Annotated in this window: 18 protein-coding genes; 3 read left to right on the forward strand and 15 right to left on the reverse strand. The window is 68.5% G+C overall.

Annotation, left to right across the window (positions count from 1 at the left end):
* Positions 1–96: 96 nt before the first annotated feature.
* The gene (locus tag LVB77_RS12360) at positions 97–492 is read right to left on the reverse strand and encodes a type II toxin-antitoxin system PemK/MazF family toxin (protein ID WP_232906411.1); all 396 of its coding nucleotides are present in this window, start codon (positions 490–492) and stop codon (positions 97–99) included.
* Positions 493–722: 230 nt separating this feature from the next.
* On the opposite strand from LVB77_RS12360, the gene LVB77_RS12365 reads away from it, so the two are divergent.
* On the forward strand, positions 723–1,739 hold the full coding sequence (locus LVB77_RS12365; RefSeq protein ID WP_232906412.1) for a transporter: 1,017 nt from the start codon (positions 723–725) through the stop codon (positions 1,737–1,739).
* A gap of 119 nt (positions 1,740–1,858) precedes the next feature.
* Here the strand turns inward: LVB77_RS12365 and LVB77_RS12370 are convergent, their stop codons facing one another.
* The 7 genes from LVB77_RS12370 to LVB77_RS12400 all read right to left on the reverse strand — a co-directional run bounded on the left by LVB77_RS12370 (position 1,859) and on the right by LVB77_RS12400 (position 6,141).
* A complete protein-coding gene (locus tag LVB77_RS12370; RefSeq protein ID WP_232906413.1) occupies positions 1,859–2,551 on the reverse strand; it encodes a M15 family metallopeptidase in 693 nt (230 codons plus the stop codon).
* 121 nt (positions 2,552–2,672) lie between these two features.
* A complete protein-coding gene (locus LVB77_RS12375; protein ID WP_232906414.1) occupies positions 2,673–3,272 on the reverse strand; it encodes a DUF3011 domain-containing protein in 600 nt (199 codons plus the stop codon).
* Positions 3,273–3,283: 11 nt separating this feature from the next.
* Entirely contained in the window at positions 3,284–3,685 is a 402-nt protein-coding gene (locus tag LVB77_RS12380) for an EF-hand domain-containing protein (RefSeq protein ID WP_232906415.1), read from the reverse strand.
* A gap of 456 nt (positions 3,686–4,141) precedes the next feature.
* Entirely contained in the window at positions 4,142–4,531 is a 390-nt protein-coding gene (locus LVB77_RS12385; protein WP_232906416.1) for a DUF4124 domain-containing protein, read from the reverse strand.
* A gap of 426 nt (positions 4,532–4,957) precedes the next feature.
* On the reverse strand, positions 4,958–5,419 hold the full coding sequence (locus LVB77_RS12390; protein WP_232906417.1) for a nuclear transport factor 2 family protein: 462 nt from the start codon (positions 5,417–5,419) through the stop codon (positions 4,958–4,960).
* Between the two features lie 104 nt (positions 5,420–5,523).
* Complete coding sequence (locus tag LVB77_RS12395; RefSeq protein WP_232906418.1) at positions 5,524–5,730, reverse strand: twin transmembrane helix small protein; 207 nt, start codon at positions 5,728–5,730, stop codon at positions 5,524–5,526.
* A gap of 69 nt (positions 5,731–5,799) precedes the next feature.
* The gene (locus LVB77_RS12400) at positions 5,800–6,141 is read right to left on the reverse strand and encodes a hypothetical protein (RefSeq protein ID WP_232906419.1); all 342 of its coding nucleotides are present in this window, start codon (positions 6,139–6,141) and stop codon (positions 5,800–5,802) included.
* A gap of 141 nt (positions 6,142–6,282) precedes the next feature.
* Here LVB77_RS12400 and LVB77_RS12405 point away from each other — a divergent pair, with 141 nt between their 5' ends.
* Positions 6,283–7,698, forward strand: coding sequence for a PLP-dependent aminotransferase family protein (locus LVB77_RS12405; protein ID WP_232906420.1), 1,416 nt, complete (start codon positions 6,283–6,285; stop codon positions 7,696–7,698).
* 121 nt (positions 7,699–7,819) lie between these two features.
* Here the strand turns inward: LVB77_RS12405 and LVB77_RS12410 are convergent, their stop codons facing one another.
* The 3 genes from LVB77_RS12410 to LVB77_RS12420 form a co-directional block, all read right to left on the reverse strand.
* On the reverse strand, positions 7,820–8,854 hold the full coding sequence (locus LVB77_RS12410) for an NADP-dependent oxidoreductase (protein ID WP_232906421.1): 1,035 nt from the start codon (positions 8,852–8,854) through the stop codon (positions 7,820–7,822).
* Positions 8,855–8,995: 141 nt separating this feature from the next.
* A complete protein-coding gene (locus LVB77_RS12415; protein ID WP_232906422.1) occupies positions 8,996–9,601 on the reverse strand; it encodes a TetR/AcrR family transcriptional regulator in 606 nt (201 codons plus the stop codon).
* A 310-nt stretch (positions 9,602–9,911) separates the two neighbouring features.
* Complete coding sequence (locus LVB77_RS12420; RefSeq protein WP_232906423.1) at positions 9,912–10,508, reverse strand: NAD(P)H-dependent oxidoreductase; 597 nt, start codon at positions 10,506–10,508, stop codon at positions 9,912–9,914.
* 262 nt (positions 10,509–10,770) lie between these two features.
* On the opposite strand from LVB77_RS12420, the gene LVB77_RS12425 reads away from it, so the two are divergent.
* Positions 10,771–11,049: a hypothetical protein gene (locus LVB77_RS12425; RefSeq protein ID WP_232906424.1), complete on the forward strand. Its 279-nt coding sequence runs from the start codon at positions 10,771–10,773 to the stop codon at positions 11,047–11,049.
* A 41-nt stretch (positions 11,050–11,090) separates the two neighbouring features.
* On the opposite strand, the gene LVB77_RS12430 is transcribed toward LVB77_RS12425, so the two are convergent.
* The 4 genes from LVB77_RS12430 to LVB77_RS12445 all read right to left on the reverse strand — a co-directional run bounded on the left by LVB77_RS12430 (position 11,091) and on the right by LVB77_RS12445 (position 14,503).
* A complete protein-coding gene (locus LVB77_RS12430) occupies positions 11,091–11,666 on the reverse strand; it encodes a hypothetical protein (RefSeq protein ID WP_232906425.1) in 576 nt (191 codons plus the stop codon).
* Positions 11,667–11,833: 167 nt separating this feature from the next.
* Positions 11,834–13,267, reverse strand: a complete 1,434-nt coding sequence (locus tag LVB77_RS12435) for an acetate kinase (protein ID WP_232906426.1) — start codon at positions 13,265–13,267, stop codon at positions 11,834–11,836.
* 22 nt (positions 13,268–13,289) lie between these two features.
* On the reverse strand, positions 13,290–13,817 hold the full coding sequence (locus LVB77_RS12440; protein WP_232906427.1) for a hypothetical protein: 528 nt from the start codon (positions 13,815–13,817) through the stop codon (positions 13,290–13,292).
* A gap of 2 nt (positions 13,818–13,819) precedes the next feature.
* On the reverse strand, positions 13,820–14,503 hold the full coding sequence (locus LVB77_RS12445) for a C39 family peptidase (RefSeq protein WP_232906428.1): 684 nt from the start codon (positions 14,501–14,503) through the stop codon (positions 13,820–13,822).
* Between the last annotated feature and the right edge of the window lie 12 nt (positions 14,504–14,515).

A 14,515-nucleotide genomic window follows, 5' to 3' on the forward strand; every position in this document is an offset into this window, starting at 1 on the left:
CGCGCCCGAACCGGGCGCACAAGCGCGAACGCGACCGGCGACGCGATCGCCGGCACCAACGACGCGGGGGCGCGACGGACGGCGCGGCGTAGAGGCTCAGCGTTGGAAGTACGCGGCCTGCAGGAAGCGCATGCCGGCCAGGATCTGGGCCACGCGCGCCTCGGACAGGCGGCCGATGCGCTCGCCCAGGTGCGCCTTGTAGACGCTGGACACCTGCGACACCACGACCACGCTGTGTCGGGACAGATCGCCCTCGCCCGGCTCCAGCAGCAGGTTTCCGGGCTCGCTGGCCCGGTTCAAGTTGGAACTCAGGGCGCAGACCACCACGGTGCCGATGCGCGAGTGGTTGAACAGATCGTCCTGCACGATCACATGCGGGTGCGCGACACCGGGGACCGAGCCGCGGCTAGGATCGGGCGGCAGCCAGTACAGCTCGCCCTGGTGGACGATGCGTGCATGCGGCGCGGGCGGCGCGTCGGGGGCTCTGTCCATGTCGGGCGGTGCGGGTCTGTCGGATAAGCCGGAGATGGTGCGCCAAGCGACCGCGCAGATGCCAGCGGTACGCGCTTGCGGGCGGATCTACCGTGGAGTCGCTAGAGCGCGCCTGCCGGACAAAAGCTCAGAAGCAGGACCTGCCGCACCGAACGGCACAACGACGGACGCCCGAGGCATCGCCCGCCATCAACTTCCGCTAGGCTCCGCACATCCCAGGGAAGCGCGCCATGCGGTCTGTCGACAGTACTTACGGTTCCAACGAGGACGGTCTGGTCTGGGGCTACCGCTTCGCTCCGGGACAGGCCGCGCAGACCATCGGCACCGACGCGGTACCGGCGTTCCTGGCCGCGCAGGACGGCGCCGGCGCGGGCGAGTTCCTGTGGCTGCATTTCTCGCTGTCCAATCAGGGCGCCGAGCGTTACCTGCGCCGCGTGCTGGCCCTGCCCGAAGCCTTCTTCGAGTCGCTGGGCACCCAGGTCGGCTCCACCCGGTTGGAGCAGGACGACGACGCCCTGATCGCGGTGATCCACGACGTGCTGTTCGAATCCAGTTTCGACGCTTCCGAGGTCGGCACTACCAGCCTGTGCATCACGCCAAAGATGATCGTGAGCGCGCGCCTGCGGCCGCTGCGGTCGGTCGACCGCCTGCGCGCGGCGGTGCGCGCCGGCCAGCCGTTCCGCTCGCCGGTGGAACTGCTGGCGCATTTGTTGCGCGATCAGGCCAACGTGCTCAGCGACATTCTGCGCAAATCGACGCTGCGCGTGGACGGGATCGAGGATCGGCTGCTGGCCAACCGCATCGCCAGCGACCGCACCGAACTGGGGTCGCTGCGGCGTTCGCTGGTGCGCCTGCAGCGACTGATGGCGCCGGAGCCGACCGCGCTGTTCCGCCTGCTGAACCGGCCGCCGGCCTGGGTCGACCGCGACGACGTGCAGGATCTGCAGCAGGCGGCGGAGGAATTTTCGACCGCGATCGGCGATTCGGCGGCGCTGGTCGAACGGGTGAAGCTGATCCAGGAAGAACTGGCGGCGCTGGTGAACGAGCAGACCGGTCGCAGCCTGTTCGTGCTGACCGTGGTCACGGTGCTGGCGCTGCCGGTGAATCTGGTCGCCGGTCTGTTCGGCATGAACGTGGGCGGGGTACCGCTGTCCGCGCACGCGCACGGTTTCGCGATCGTGGTGACGGCGCTGGTCGTGCTGACGGCGGTGCTGGCGTATCTGGCGTTCGGGCGCAATCGCGATTAGGCGGCCGTGGTGCCCAGCGACCGCCGTGGTTGGCGCGCTTTCGGCTTGCGCGGCGTGAGGCGTCCGACCATATCCAGGGTGGCGCGATCGCGGTCGGCCTCCCTGCGGGGTATCCACGCTCAGCGCAGCGGAAAATCGTAGGCCATGTGCGGCGTCGGCTCGGGCTTGTAGGTGTAGTGCCACCACTCCAGGGGATAGTTGGCGAAGCCCTCGCGCGCCATCGCGGTGAGCAGACGCTGGCGGTTCTCGCGCTGCACTGAAGTGGCGCCCGGCCAGTCGGTGTGGGCGGAGACATCGAAGTAGTCGAAGGGCGTGCCCATGTCCAATGCGGCGCAGGTGGACGCATCGTCCGCGGATGCGCAGCGCATCAGGCTCAGATCCAGGGTCGCGCCGCGGCTGTGGCCGGAGGTCGGCGAGATGTAGTCGCCCAACAAGGCGCGCTTGGCCAGATTTGGGTAGTACGCGGCCTTGGTGGCCTGGTCGTCGAGGTCGCCGGCCCAGGCGACGAAATCGGCGACGGCACGGGCCGGGCGATAGCAGTCGAAGATCTTCAAGCGCAGGCCCTCGCGGCGCAGCGACGTTTCGACGCGTTGCAGGGCCCGCGCGACCGGACGCAGCAGATAGCAACGCGGCGCCCCGTAGCCGGCGACGGGACGGCCGACGAAATTGTCGCTGCCGGCGTAGCGGATCTCCAAGGCCAGGTCCGGGACCAGCTCGCGCAGGTCGAGCATGCCTGCGGCGGCGGGGTCGGCCGCGGTGGAGAGGTGCGGCGCGACCGGTGCCGCCGCTGCCGGCGATGGGGGAGCCGACATGCAAGCGGCCACGACCAGCGTCGCCCCCAACAGGACCGCGATGCGCAGGGGGCGGACCGCGGCCATTCGCAGCCGCGACCATGGCGTTGGCTGCGAGCTCATGCGATCCGGCCCGCGACTCTCAGTACACCGCGAAGTCGGCACGGCAGCCGTTGTCGACCCAGATGCTGTTGCGCTCCACGCCCCAGTTCTGGCCGTACTGGCAATAGGTCTTGCTGAGCTGGCGCTGCACCTCGACGTGGCCGCGGCCGTAGAACGGGCAGCGCACGTAGTTGTTGTTGTTGGACTCGCAGCGCACCGTGTTGCTGGGCTGGTAGTAGTTGCCGCCGTTGTAGCGGTCGTCGTCGTAATAGCGGTCGCGATCGCGGTCCTTCTTCTTGTTGGCCAGGATGGCCGCGCCGATCAGGCCGACCACGACGGCGCCGGCGATGGCGTTGGAATTGCCATTGGAAGAGGACTGGTAGTCGCCGACGTTGAACTCGGCGCGGCAGCCGTTGGTCACCCAGATGCGATTGCGGTCGTAGCCCCAGGTGTCGTTCTGCCAGCAGCCCGAGGAGCTGAGTTGGCGAGACAGGGTGACGCCGCCGCGGGTGTCGATGGGACAACTCTTGTACTGGCCGTTGCCGGATTCGCAGCGCACGGTCTGCCCGGCATGGGCAGGCTGGCTGAGCGCGGGCAGGATCAGGGCGATGACGAGGGCGCTGCTGACGAGTCGTTTCATGGTCGTCTCCTTCACTTCGCGGTCTGACGGGCCTGGGCCAGAGCTTCCAATTCAGCGCCGGCGAGGTGGCCGTCGCGATCGGTATCGAAGCTGTCGAACACAGGCCGCAGCGCGTCGCCGTAGGCGTCCATGGTGATTTCGTGCTGCGGATTCTCGGCGCGCGCGGTCGGCACCAGGTGCGCGGGAATTTCGGCGCCGCGCAGCACGCCGTCGCGGTCCTGATCGGCCTGGGCGAAGCGGCGGATCATGGCATTGCGGTATTCCTCGAACGAGAGCTTGCCGTCGCCATCGCGATCCATGCGCTTGAGCAGGCCCTCGGGGGTGACGGCGGCGGGGCCGTCCTTCTGTTGCGCCAGCGCCCACGGGCTGACGCACAGCAGGGCGAATGCGGCCAACGACAGGCATCGTTTCATGCGGTACTCCTGAGATTGGGAACGGTCGACAACGGCGCTGAGGCCGCAAGGGCCGCGTGCGCTGACAATGACGGGGACGGTTGGACGGCTTCCTTCTTCCTCATGGTTCGAACGGCATCCTGGCGGTTCGGGGCGCGCGCGACGGTTACCGACGGATCATGGCCGGCGCGACGGAACGGCTAAGGCGCTCGCCCATCCCCGCCCCGCCAGGCGCCGCCCGATTCCGTCACGCGTGTGCCTGCGCGATCGGATTGGGCACTGCACCAGCCGGCTCGGGCTATCGGATCTTGGCTTACGCAACATGACTCACCCCAGGCATGCCGTCGCAGACGCCATCCATAATGCACCAAGCGTTAGCAAAGCATGCAGGCCGGCCGAACCGGGGCGGCGCCGGCGCGCTCACGTCGTCGCGGACGTGCGCGACGTCACACCGCCCGTTTTTGGCGTCGTGCGCCGCTACTTGCAGGCATCGAAGACCGCATCGTTGAGGGCGCTGACCAGCTCGTAATCGCGCTCCATGCCGACCGTCGCCAGCTTGCGTTCCCGCCGGGCGCGCGCGGCATCGCAGTCGCGGCCGGCGCCGAGGCGAATCACCGAAGCACGTGCACGACCGGGCCGGTCGGTGCCGGCCAACCGGGAGAGATAGCGCGAATCGGCCTGACCGCGGCGCTGCGCCTCCCGCTGCTTGCTGCGCTCGGCGGCATCCGGCAACGGCTGCGGCGTGGCGTCCCAGACCCGCGCCGCGGCGCCTGTCTCGCAGGTGGCCGATTGGTAGCTGACCGCGCCACCGGGGGCGACGCATTTGTACAGATGGCTGGCCTGCGTTGCGGCCGGCAGCAGGAACACTAGTACGCAGAGTGCGTATCGGGGCATGACGATCTTCCTTGATCCAGGTGTCGATGGAACTTGATGGGCGTGTACACAGGGTGCACGCCGGCGCGCGCCGGCGGCAGCGGGTTCGTGCGCATGGACGCATCGGTGGAATGCGGATGACCGGGTAAGAATCGACCTACCCGGTTCGGAGCGCGGGGACTTGAGCGCGCCTGCACGATGGGTCGAATGCGACCCGCGCATGCTCTCGGCGAGACCGACCCGTTCGGAACACGGCGGCCATGCAGAACGCAGGCGCATCCGCTGCGCGAGCGACGCGCCTTATCGTCGTTCGTTTTCAGTCACCGCCGATTCCGCCCGGCTCCGCGGGCGCGATGTGCGCTTCGGCCGCGCCGTCGTGCAGCCGCGACGCAAGGTTTGCCGACCGCCGCCGCTCGACGCTCAGGGCTTGGCCGCGGCCGGCGCCGGCAGGCGCGAGGCATGGCTGGCCACCATCACCCAGCCCTTGGGCCCGCGCACGTAGGTGTCGGTGAACTGGAAATCGGCGGCGAAGGCCTGGCCTTCGGAAACGCCCTTGACCGTGGTGATGCCCAGCGCGATCGCGGTGTCGTTGCCGTAGTAGCGCAGGCGGGTGCCGTGGTTGCGGAACACCTCGTAGGTGGTCACGCCCTTGGCAAGCTCGGCCACCTCGTCGGCGCGCGTGGTGATCTTGCCGTTGGACGCGGTGAGAGTGAACTCGGGATCCAGGTGCTCGCCGATCCAGGCCGCGTCCTCGGCTTCGTAGGCGGCGCAGATCTCGCGCTCGAGCTGCAGGATGGCGCGCTCGTCGGCGCTGCGGTCGGCGGCGACGGCGGTGGGTGCGAACAAACCCAGGGCGATGGACAGCGGCAGCAGCAGGCGCATTGCGGATTCCTTGCGAGGTCGGTGGCGAAAGACGCCGGTGGCGCCCCTCGCGCAGCATGCCTGGCCTGGGCGACGCAGGCTGCTCCGATCTTGCGGATTCGCGCTCAGCGGCCGATGCCGTGCGGCTCGATCACGCCCGAGGCGATGCCGGCGGCGACCAGCGCGATCAGGGCCACCGACAGCGCGATGCGGCGGGTGAGCGCGTTGACGGTGCGTTTGCTCTGGCCGTGGTCGACCAGCATGTAGTACATGCCCGCGCCCAGGTTCCAGACGATCAGGCTCAGGAAAGCGACGATGAACAGCGTTTTCATTGCAGGTTCCCTGCCGGGCTCGGCCGGCGGCGTAACGGACCCGCGCAGCGCCGCGGGCGGCGTCGACAACTAGGGGGCCGCTTGCACGGCGGCCGCCGCCACGCGCCAACGCGGCAACAGGCGCAGGCGCAACACCAACGCGGCGGTCATCACCAGCAAAAACAAGCCGTAAGCGACGGACGTCGCCAGCACCTGTTTCCAGATCGCACCGGCATTGGGGTCGGCGTTGTGCATGGACCAGTGCATGCCCCACCCGGCCAGCAGCGTCGCCAGCAGCAAGGCGCCGCTGTCGAACCAGGTGCGCGCCGGCAGGCGCGGCTGTTTCGGGTAGGCCCAGTAAAGCCAGGCCAGTATCGAAAACCACGGCACGAACAGGATCAGCGCGAGATTGAGTTCGACCTGTGGGTTCATGGCGGCGGTCGGCATCGGCAGGGATCGTTGGGATGAGGCCATGCTGCGCTTACCGGATCAGTTTCGCCAGAATCAGATATGAGATAAAAAACCGTATCAGTTGAGCTGCATGGCCCGCCCCGCCGTGCTTCGGAGACCGCCGTGAAACGTTACCAAGCCCTGGCCGAGGAGATCGCGGCCTCGATCCGCGACGGCCTGCTGCGCCCAGGCCAACGGCTGCCGTCGGTGCGCCAGACCAGCGCGGCGCGCGCGGTCAGTCCGGCGACCGTGTTCCAGGCCTATTACCTGCTGGAGGCGCGCGGCATGATCCGCTCGCGCCCGCGCTCGGGCTATTACGTGAGCCGGCCGTCGGCGCTGCTGCCGCCCGAACCGGACGCGGCCTCGCAGCCCGACGGCGAGTCGCGCGCGGTCGACGTGTCCGAACTGGTGTTCGAGGTCTTGGAATCGGCGATGGCGCGCGACGTGGTGCCGCTGGGTTCGGCCTTTCCCAGTCCCCTGCTCTACCCGCTGCAGAAACTCGGACGCGCGATGGCGTCGGCGGCGGTGCATCTGGACCCGTGGAGCACGGTCGACGACCTGACGCCGGGCAACGCGGCGCTGCGCCGGCAGATCGCGTTGCGCTACCGCATCGACGGCCTGCAGATCGGCGCCGACGACATCGTGGTCACCAACGGTGCGCTGGAGGCCCTCAATCTGTGCGTGGCCACGGTGACGCAGCCCGGCGACGCGGTGCTGGTGGAGTCGCCCTGTTTCTACGCGGCGCTGCAGTCGCTGGAACGCCAAGGCCTGCGCGCGATCGAGGTGCCCACGCACCCGCGCGAGGGCATCGAACTGGACGCGCTGGCCGCGGCGCTGCAACGCCATCGCCCACGCGCGTGCTGGCTGATGACCAACTTCCAGAATCCGCTGGGCAGCGCGATGTCCGACGCGAAGAAGCGCGCCCTGGTCGAACTGCTGACGCAGCACGATGTGCCGCTGATCGAAGACGACGTCTACGGCGAGCTCTACTTCGGCGAACGCCGGCCGACGCCGGCCAAGGCTTACGACCGTGCGGGCCTGGTGATGCATTGCGGCTCGTTCTCCAAGAGCCTGGCACCGGGCTACCGGGTGGGCTGGGTCGCGCCCGGGCGCTACGCGCGCGAACTGGCGCGGCGCAAGCTCACCGCCACTCTGAGCACCTGCGTGCCGGCGCAACTGGCGATCGCGCATTACCTGGAGAAAGGCGGCTACGACCGCCATCTGCGCCGGCTGCGCGCGGCGCTGGCGGCGCAGCAGACGCAGTATCTGGCGGCGGTGGCGCGGCATTTCCCGCGCGGCACGCGCGTCACCCGGCCCATAGGCGGCTATTTCCTATGGATCGAATTGCCCGAAGGCGGAGACGCCTTGCGCGTCTATCAACGCGCCTCGGCACTGGGCGTCAGCGTCGCGCCGGGACCGATGTTCTCGGTCCGGCGCGGCTTCGGACATTGCCTGCGGCTCAATTGCGGGCATCCGCTGGATGCGCGTGTGGATGCGGCGCTGGCCGCCTTGGGGCGCTTGGCGTCCGGCGACGACTGAGCGCTGGCCCACGGCGGCGGCGATGCGACTGCAGCCAGGCGACGGATGCGGAGTCGGAGCCGGCCATGCACGGCCGGCCTTCGCCAAACGCGAGCGCGGACGCGCCCGCGACGCCAGGGAATCAGGCGTCCGCGACCTGCACCACCAGCTTGCCGAAGTTGCGGCCCTCCAGCAGATCGACGAACGCCGCCGGCGCGCGCTCCAGGCCCTCGACGCGGTGCTCGCGCGCCTTGACCTGTCCGGCCGCGAGCCACTGGCCCATGTCGCGCCGGAAGGCTTCGTAGCGATCGGCATAATGGTCCAGGATCACGAATCCCTGCATGCGGATACGCTTTTGCACCAGCATCGTGGTCAGCTGCGGCAGGCGGTTCGGTCCCGACGGCAGGGCCTCATCGTTGTAGTGCGCGATCACGCCGCAGACCGGCACACGCGCGCCGATGTTGAGCAAGGGCAATACGGCGTCGAACACCTCGCCGCCGACGTTCTCGAAGTACACGTCGATGCCGTCCGCGCAAGCCTCGGCCAGGCGCTGCGCCAGCTGCGGCGCGTGACGATCCAGGCAGACGTCGAAACCCAGCTCCTCCACCGCGTACCGGCACTTGTCGGCGCCGCCGGCGATGCCGACGACGCGCGCGCCCTTGAGCTTGGCGATCTGTCCGACCACCGCACCGACCGCGCCGGTCGCCGCCGCCACCACGACCGTCTCGCCCGGCTTGGGCTGGCCGATATCGAGCAGTCCGACGTAGGCGGTGAACGCGGGCATGCCCAGTCCACCCAAGGCCAGCGAGGGCTGCGCCATGTCGCCCAGGGCGACCAGGTCGCTGCCGTCGGAGATCGCGTAGTCCTGCCATCCGGCATTGCCGAGCACGATGTCGCCGGCCTGGAATTGCGGGTGCGCCGATGCGACGACGCGGTTGACGGTGCCACCGACCATCGGCGCGCCTAAGGCCACCGAGGGCGCATAGGTCGGGCCGACTTCGTTCATCAGCTGGCGCATGTAAGGGTCCAGCGACAGGAACAGGGTGCGCAGCAGCACCTCGCCCTCGCCCGGCGCGGGCGCGTCGGTCCGGTCCAGGCGGAAATCCAGCGGCGTCGGTACGCCGCGCGGGCGGGCGGCCAGGACGATGCGGCGGTTGACGGTGGCACTGGACGGCATGGGTTTCACTCCGGGAGGTAGGGGGTAAAGGGGTTCGTGCGGCTTCGGCCAGCATCGAGATGGCCCACTAGACAGGCGCAACTAGACCGGTCGTCTAGATCGGACATATAGAAATCACGGGTACGCATCTGCGAGCCCGTCTCAGGTGTAAAGCGTCAGGCCAAGCAACTGGCGGGTGCCGACCAGCGCGGTGTCCAGCGGTGAGCGGTCGCGCGTGATCTTGGCCAGCAGGCTGGCGCCCAGCCAGTTCTGATAAAGCGCCGCGGCGGTGGCCTGCGCGTCGGCAGGGGCGGCCGCCAGCGAACCGTCCTTCTTGCCCGCTTCGATGCAAGCGGCCAGCCGGGCGATGATGCCGCGAGTGCCGCGGGCCAGCGCCACGCGCATGTTCTCGGACAGATCGCAGACCTCCGCACCCAGCTTGACCACCAGACAGCGGCTCTGCGCCTGGTCGCCGGTCTGCGAATCCAGCCAGTCGTGGAAATAGGCCTGCAGCCGCTGCGCAGCCGGGCCGGGCGTACTCAGCAACGCGTCGGTACGTGCCAGATACTCCGAAAAATAACCCTCCAGCACGGCTTCGCCGAAGGCTTCCTTGGACCCGAAGTAGTGATAGAACGAGCCCTTCGGCACCTTGGCGGCAGCGAGTATTTCGGCCAGCCCCACCGCGGTGAACCCCTTGCTCAGCAGCAGCGGATGGGCGACATCGAGAATGTGTTGGCGGACATCGGCGGAAGCAGCGGCTGCGTTCATGCGGCGCACTCTAGTTGAAATTAGACCGGTCGTCTAGCGGCAGCCCAGCCTCGGCCCCAGCACTGACTGCCAGGAACCGATCTCTGGCGGCGGGCAACTGAGCGCAGGGCCGGAGCGCCGCGACAAACCGATAGGCCTGCCTGATCGCAGGCCCGATCGAATCCGGGAACGTCATGCCATGGCCGCGCGGTCACGCCGCCCGAAGCCTTGGCGCCCTGGTGCGCCGCCGCCACTGCACCCGGCACCCGGAGCAACGCCCCCTGTAACCCCAGAGCCCAGACTCCACTCAAGAACGAGCGCTCCAGCCGAATCAGCGCAGCGCGCGCAAGCGCGCCAGGATCCGCCGCTCGAAGCGCTCCAGACGACCGCGTTCGACCCGTTCGGCGCGGTAGAGCGACAGCATGTCCAGACGACAACGCGGCGCGCAGGCGCCCAACAGGGCGCGCGCGAGCACGCGCCGCACCGGCCGGCGCAACCACAGCCAGTCCACCCACCACGGCGAGCCCAAGGTGGTGATCGCGATCGTGCGCCGCAGGCCGTGCAACGCGGGTTCGATCGCACTCAGATCCGACGCATGACGGTACGCGTGCCCCGGCGCCCACACCCGATCGAACCAGCCCTTGAGCATCGCCGGAAACCCGAACCACCAGGTCGGAAACACCAGCACCAGCGCCTCGGCCGCGCTCAGGCGCGCGAGCTGCGCGTCCACCTCGGTGCCGTCGTAACCGCTGGCGGCGTAGTAGGACGAACGCTCGTCCGCGCTCAAGGCCGGTTGAAAACCATCGGCGTACAACGACTCGGTTTCGACCTCATGGCCGTCGGCGGTCAACGCATCCACCACCAATCGCGCCAACGATACGCACAAGCTGTCCTGCAGCGGATGCGCAATAACGACCAGACATTTCACGTAAGCCTTCCTTGCAACGCGTGGTACTCGCGACACTCAGCCTAACCAAGCCGGGGCCGGGTTCCGATCCGCCGATGGTCGTAGAGCGCACAGAATTCATACGCAAATAGTGTGCATTTAAAACACCCACCAGCAAACGAGCGATGTGAAAACGGCGTCGATAAGCTGAATGCATTGTCAAAACCGCGCACAGGCCCTGCGCGACGTTGCGCACGGTTAACGCAGGCGCTCCTAGATTTGCCGCCAAGGAAGGGGGGAAACCGTGGTGTTCAAAGTCTCTTTAAGGGAGCACGCTCTGCTGAGCGTGCTGATCGGTCTGCAACGTGGAGTGCAGCCGGAAACCAGTCATCTCAAACACTGTCTGGTCGAAGAAGGGCTGGCCCTGAATCGCGACGGTCGCCTGTGCCTGTCGGACGCCGGCAGCACCCTGCTGCAGGGCCTGCAGCACATGTTGTGGGCCGAAGTCGAAGCCTTGCAGCAAGTACTGGCCAATCGCAGCGCGGCGGCGCAAAGCCCGGCGCGCGCGCGCGCGCCGGATTGAGCGAGCGCGCCGGCCGCCCGAGGCGACCGGCGCGCCGTGGATCACGCCGTAACGCGTTCTTTGCGGCCCAGCCACCAGGCCATCGCCGAGCCGGCCAGCAGCCAGCCGATCAGCTGTTCCAGCAAAGCGCCCAAGGCGAAATCGATCGGGAACAGGTACCAATTCCAGTACGGCACGCTGAGCGCGAACCAGGCGAACAGCGCCATGGCGCCGGCGATCATCACCCGGCGGCCGAAACTGCGTGCGGCCAGCGCCATCACCCACGCCGCCAGCAACGCGCCCAGCAGGCAGCTCACGAACTGCTTACCCAGGTTGGGTCCCATGCTGGCGATGGCTGGATTGCCGCCGGGCTGATAGATGACGAAGGCGTAGGCCTTGTCCTTGTTCTCGGCGATGAAGCCGTTGCGGAAGGCCTCGTCGCCCCACTTCTCCGGCGCCATGCTGGGGTACATGTACACGCCCTCGCCCGCCGCCGACTGGCTCAGCGCATTGAGTACGGCGTCCTGCTGCGCAGGCAGCTTGATGCCCATTTCGCCGATCGGTAGCGCCATGTGCGCGACCGCGCCCCAGATGAACATCACGATCGCGCCGATCAGCCCGGTGATGGCAATCCGCATAGCCGTTCTCCCCGCAACGTAGATGGGTTCCCCCGAACCCGCGAGCGCGAGCTTGCGCTCACTCGCGACGGCCGACAACTCCCCCGGCCGGAGGCCCGGCGGCAACGTCGAACACGGCCGGCGCCGGCCATCTCAGGACGGGCCGGCGTTGGTCGCCGGGGCACGGCTCAGAACGAAATCGGCACGCGCGCGGTCAGGCTCACGTCCGGCGTATCGCGGGTCACGCCCACGCCCAGCGCCACGTTCAACGACACGCGGTCGCTGAAGCGATAGGAGCCGCCCAGCAACAAGGTGCCCAGCACCACGCGCACCGAACCGGGCGCGTCCTCGCCGTTCTGGCGGGTGCGGTCGACGATGCTCTGGTCGTAGCCCAGGCTGATCGCGGCCTTTTCGTTGAGCGCCAAGCCCAGGCCGACGTTGAAGCCGAGGATGTCGCCGGCCTCCACCTCGCCCAAGGACTCGCGCAAACCGCCCAGCACCGTGCGAGATACGTTCTTGCGCTTGAAATTGTGCAGGTAGCTGAAGCTGCCGAAGAACACGATCGGATCGGAGGGGTACAGCCAGGTGATGCCCGGCTGGATCGACTCGAAGCCGGTGCCGGTCGGCAGTTCCAACGGTAAACCGGTACCCGTGGTGTTGGCGACGCAACGGGTCACGCAGTCGGTGACGACTTCGAACAGGTCCTTGCCGGTGCGGCTCTTGTAGCGCAGCCAGCCGATGTAGAACGGTTTGTCGGGCCCGCCACGGTTGAGCTGGTAGCGCGCGGTGAGCTCGACGTCGCCCAGTCCGCTGCCGTGGGCGTTGAACACGTTGTCGACCGCGGTGCCGGTGAAGATCTCGCGGCTGACGGTGTCGCCGTTGACGTAGACGTAAGGCACTTTGGCCTCGATCTCGAAGCGGTCGCTCAGCCCGTAACGGCCGGTGAGCGTGGCGGTCGCGGTGGTGGTCTTGACCTGGCGCACGTCGATCAGCCCGATCAGCAGGGCCGGAATGATGGTGTAGCCGACCAGGGCGACGCGGTCGTTGGAGGAATAACCGAACTGCAGCGAGGGTTCGAGGACGAACTGCCCGTGCGGCGTCAGCACGCCGGGCTGGTCGAAGATCTGCGCGATCTCCGGCGGCCGCGACTCGGACGCCGGCGCCTGCCCCACCGGTTGCTCCAACGGCGGCTGCGCCGACGGCGGCTGCGCCATCGCCAGTTGCGGCAAGGTCGTGCGCGCCGCCTGCCGCGACAGATCCTGAGGCGAGAGGTCCGTAGGCGACGACGGCAGCGTCGGCGACAGCGGCACCCTCGCCCCCTGCGCCAACGCCGGCAAGGCCAGATCGGCCGGCGGGATCGCGCCGCGCGCACGCGCGTTGTCCAGGCGCTGATCGTCCAACGCCTGCCGCAGCGAGGCCAGATCGCGTTCCTGCTCCTGCAGCGTGACGCGCATCGCGTCGATGCGCTGGTTCTGCGCCGCGATCTGCTGCTGCAGCATGTCCACAGTGACTTCGCCGCCGGCGGGCGCGGCGTCCTGCGCCTGCGCCAGGTCGGCCAACGCCAACGACAGCGCGGCCACCAGCGCGAGGCGGATCAGAGTCGGTGCGATGGGTGTGGTCATGAGAGATCCTGGGTAAGCGCGCTCAGGGCGCGCCGGTCGCGCCGATCAGCGCGTTGTGCAGCGCCGCCTGGCCGTTGAGATCCTGGAACACGCCCAGGGTGCCGACCCCGACGTTGAGCGTGGTCAGTGCGCGGATGTCCTGGCCGTCGAGCGTGTTCTGGATCGCGACGCCGTTGAATCCGACCGGATCGAAGCGATTGCCCGCGCCGATCTGCACCACGATTTCGTCGCCGATCGAACCCAAGGCCTGCGCCTGCTCGGCGCTCATACGCGTCACGTCGGCGATGTCGATGCGCGTGGTCGCGACCAGGTCGCCGTTGACGTAGACCGCGCGCTCGATGCCGAACGACAGCAACGGCCCCGAAGGCAACAGATAGCCGCCGCGCAGGTCTGCCAGGCGCTGCGGCGGCACGGCGACCCACTCCGGGCCCAGGCCGCCCTCGCCGCCGCGCACGCGCGCCGGCCAGGCGATCGCCAGCAGCGCCAGCGCCATGACCGTCAGCGGCAGGCGCGCAGTCGACGCGGGATCGAGGAAATGACGAACGTTCATGGCTAAATGTCTCCCGGTCCGCGCCGCGGCATCACCGTGTTCTGCAAGCCTTCGCGCGATACGCCCAGCGCCAGCGGTGCCGGCGGCGCGGTGCGCCAGTCGCGCGGCTGGTTGAACAGCGCGACCTCGCGCCGGTTGTGGACCACGAACAGGACGCGGTTGTCCCACAGCTGTTCGAAACTGGCGCGCGACATCGCGCGCGTGCCGCGGGCCGGATCGCCGATCAGCACGCGGCCGTTGCGCAGCCCTTTCACCACCACGAAGTGGCGGTAGCCGCGATCGTTCAGCAGCACGATCGCCGGCAGGCCTTCCTCGAACAGCTTGTCCAGCGGCAGCTCGAAACCATCGGCCTGATAGCCCAGCGCCTGCAGATAACGGCGGATGTCCAGCAGCGAGAAACCCTCGCGACGGATCTTGTCCTGGTCGCCGTCCTGGTACATGCGCAGGAACACCTCGCCCTCGCTGACCGGATGGCCGTACTGGAACGTCAGCAAGGTCGCCGCGGCCGCCGAGCCGCAACTGAAGTCGTACTGCTGCGGCACGGTGGTGCGGAAGCGCGCTTCCTTGAGGCTGGTCAAACGCAAGCCGTAGCTGCCGCCGTAGGGCGTGCGCAGGTCCACGCGCGCGGCCACGGCCGGCTGCATGCAGGCCAGCGCGCACAGCCACGCGCAGGCGGCCATGCGCATACGGGCACGCGA

Source organism: Lysobacter sp. 5GHs7-4, assembly GCF_021284765.1.
Taxonomy (GTDB): Bacteria; Pseudomonadota; Gammaproteobacteria; order Xanthomonadales; family Xanthomonadaceae; genus Lysobacter.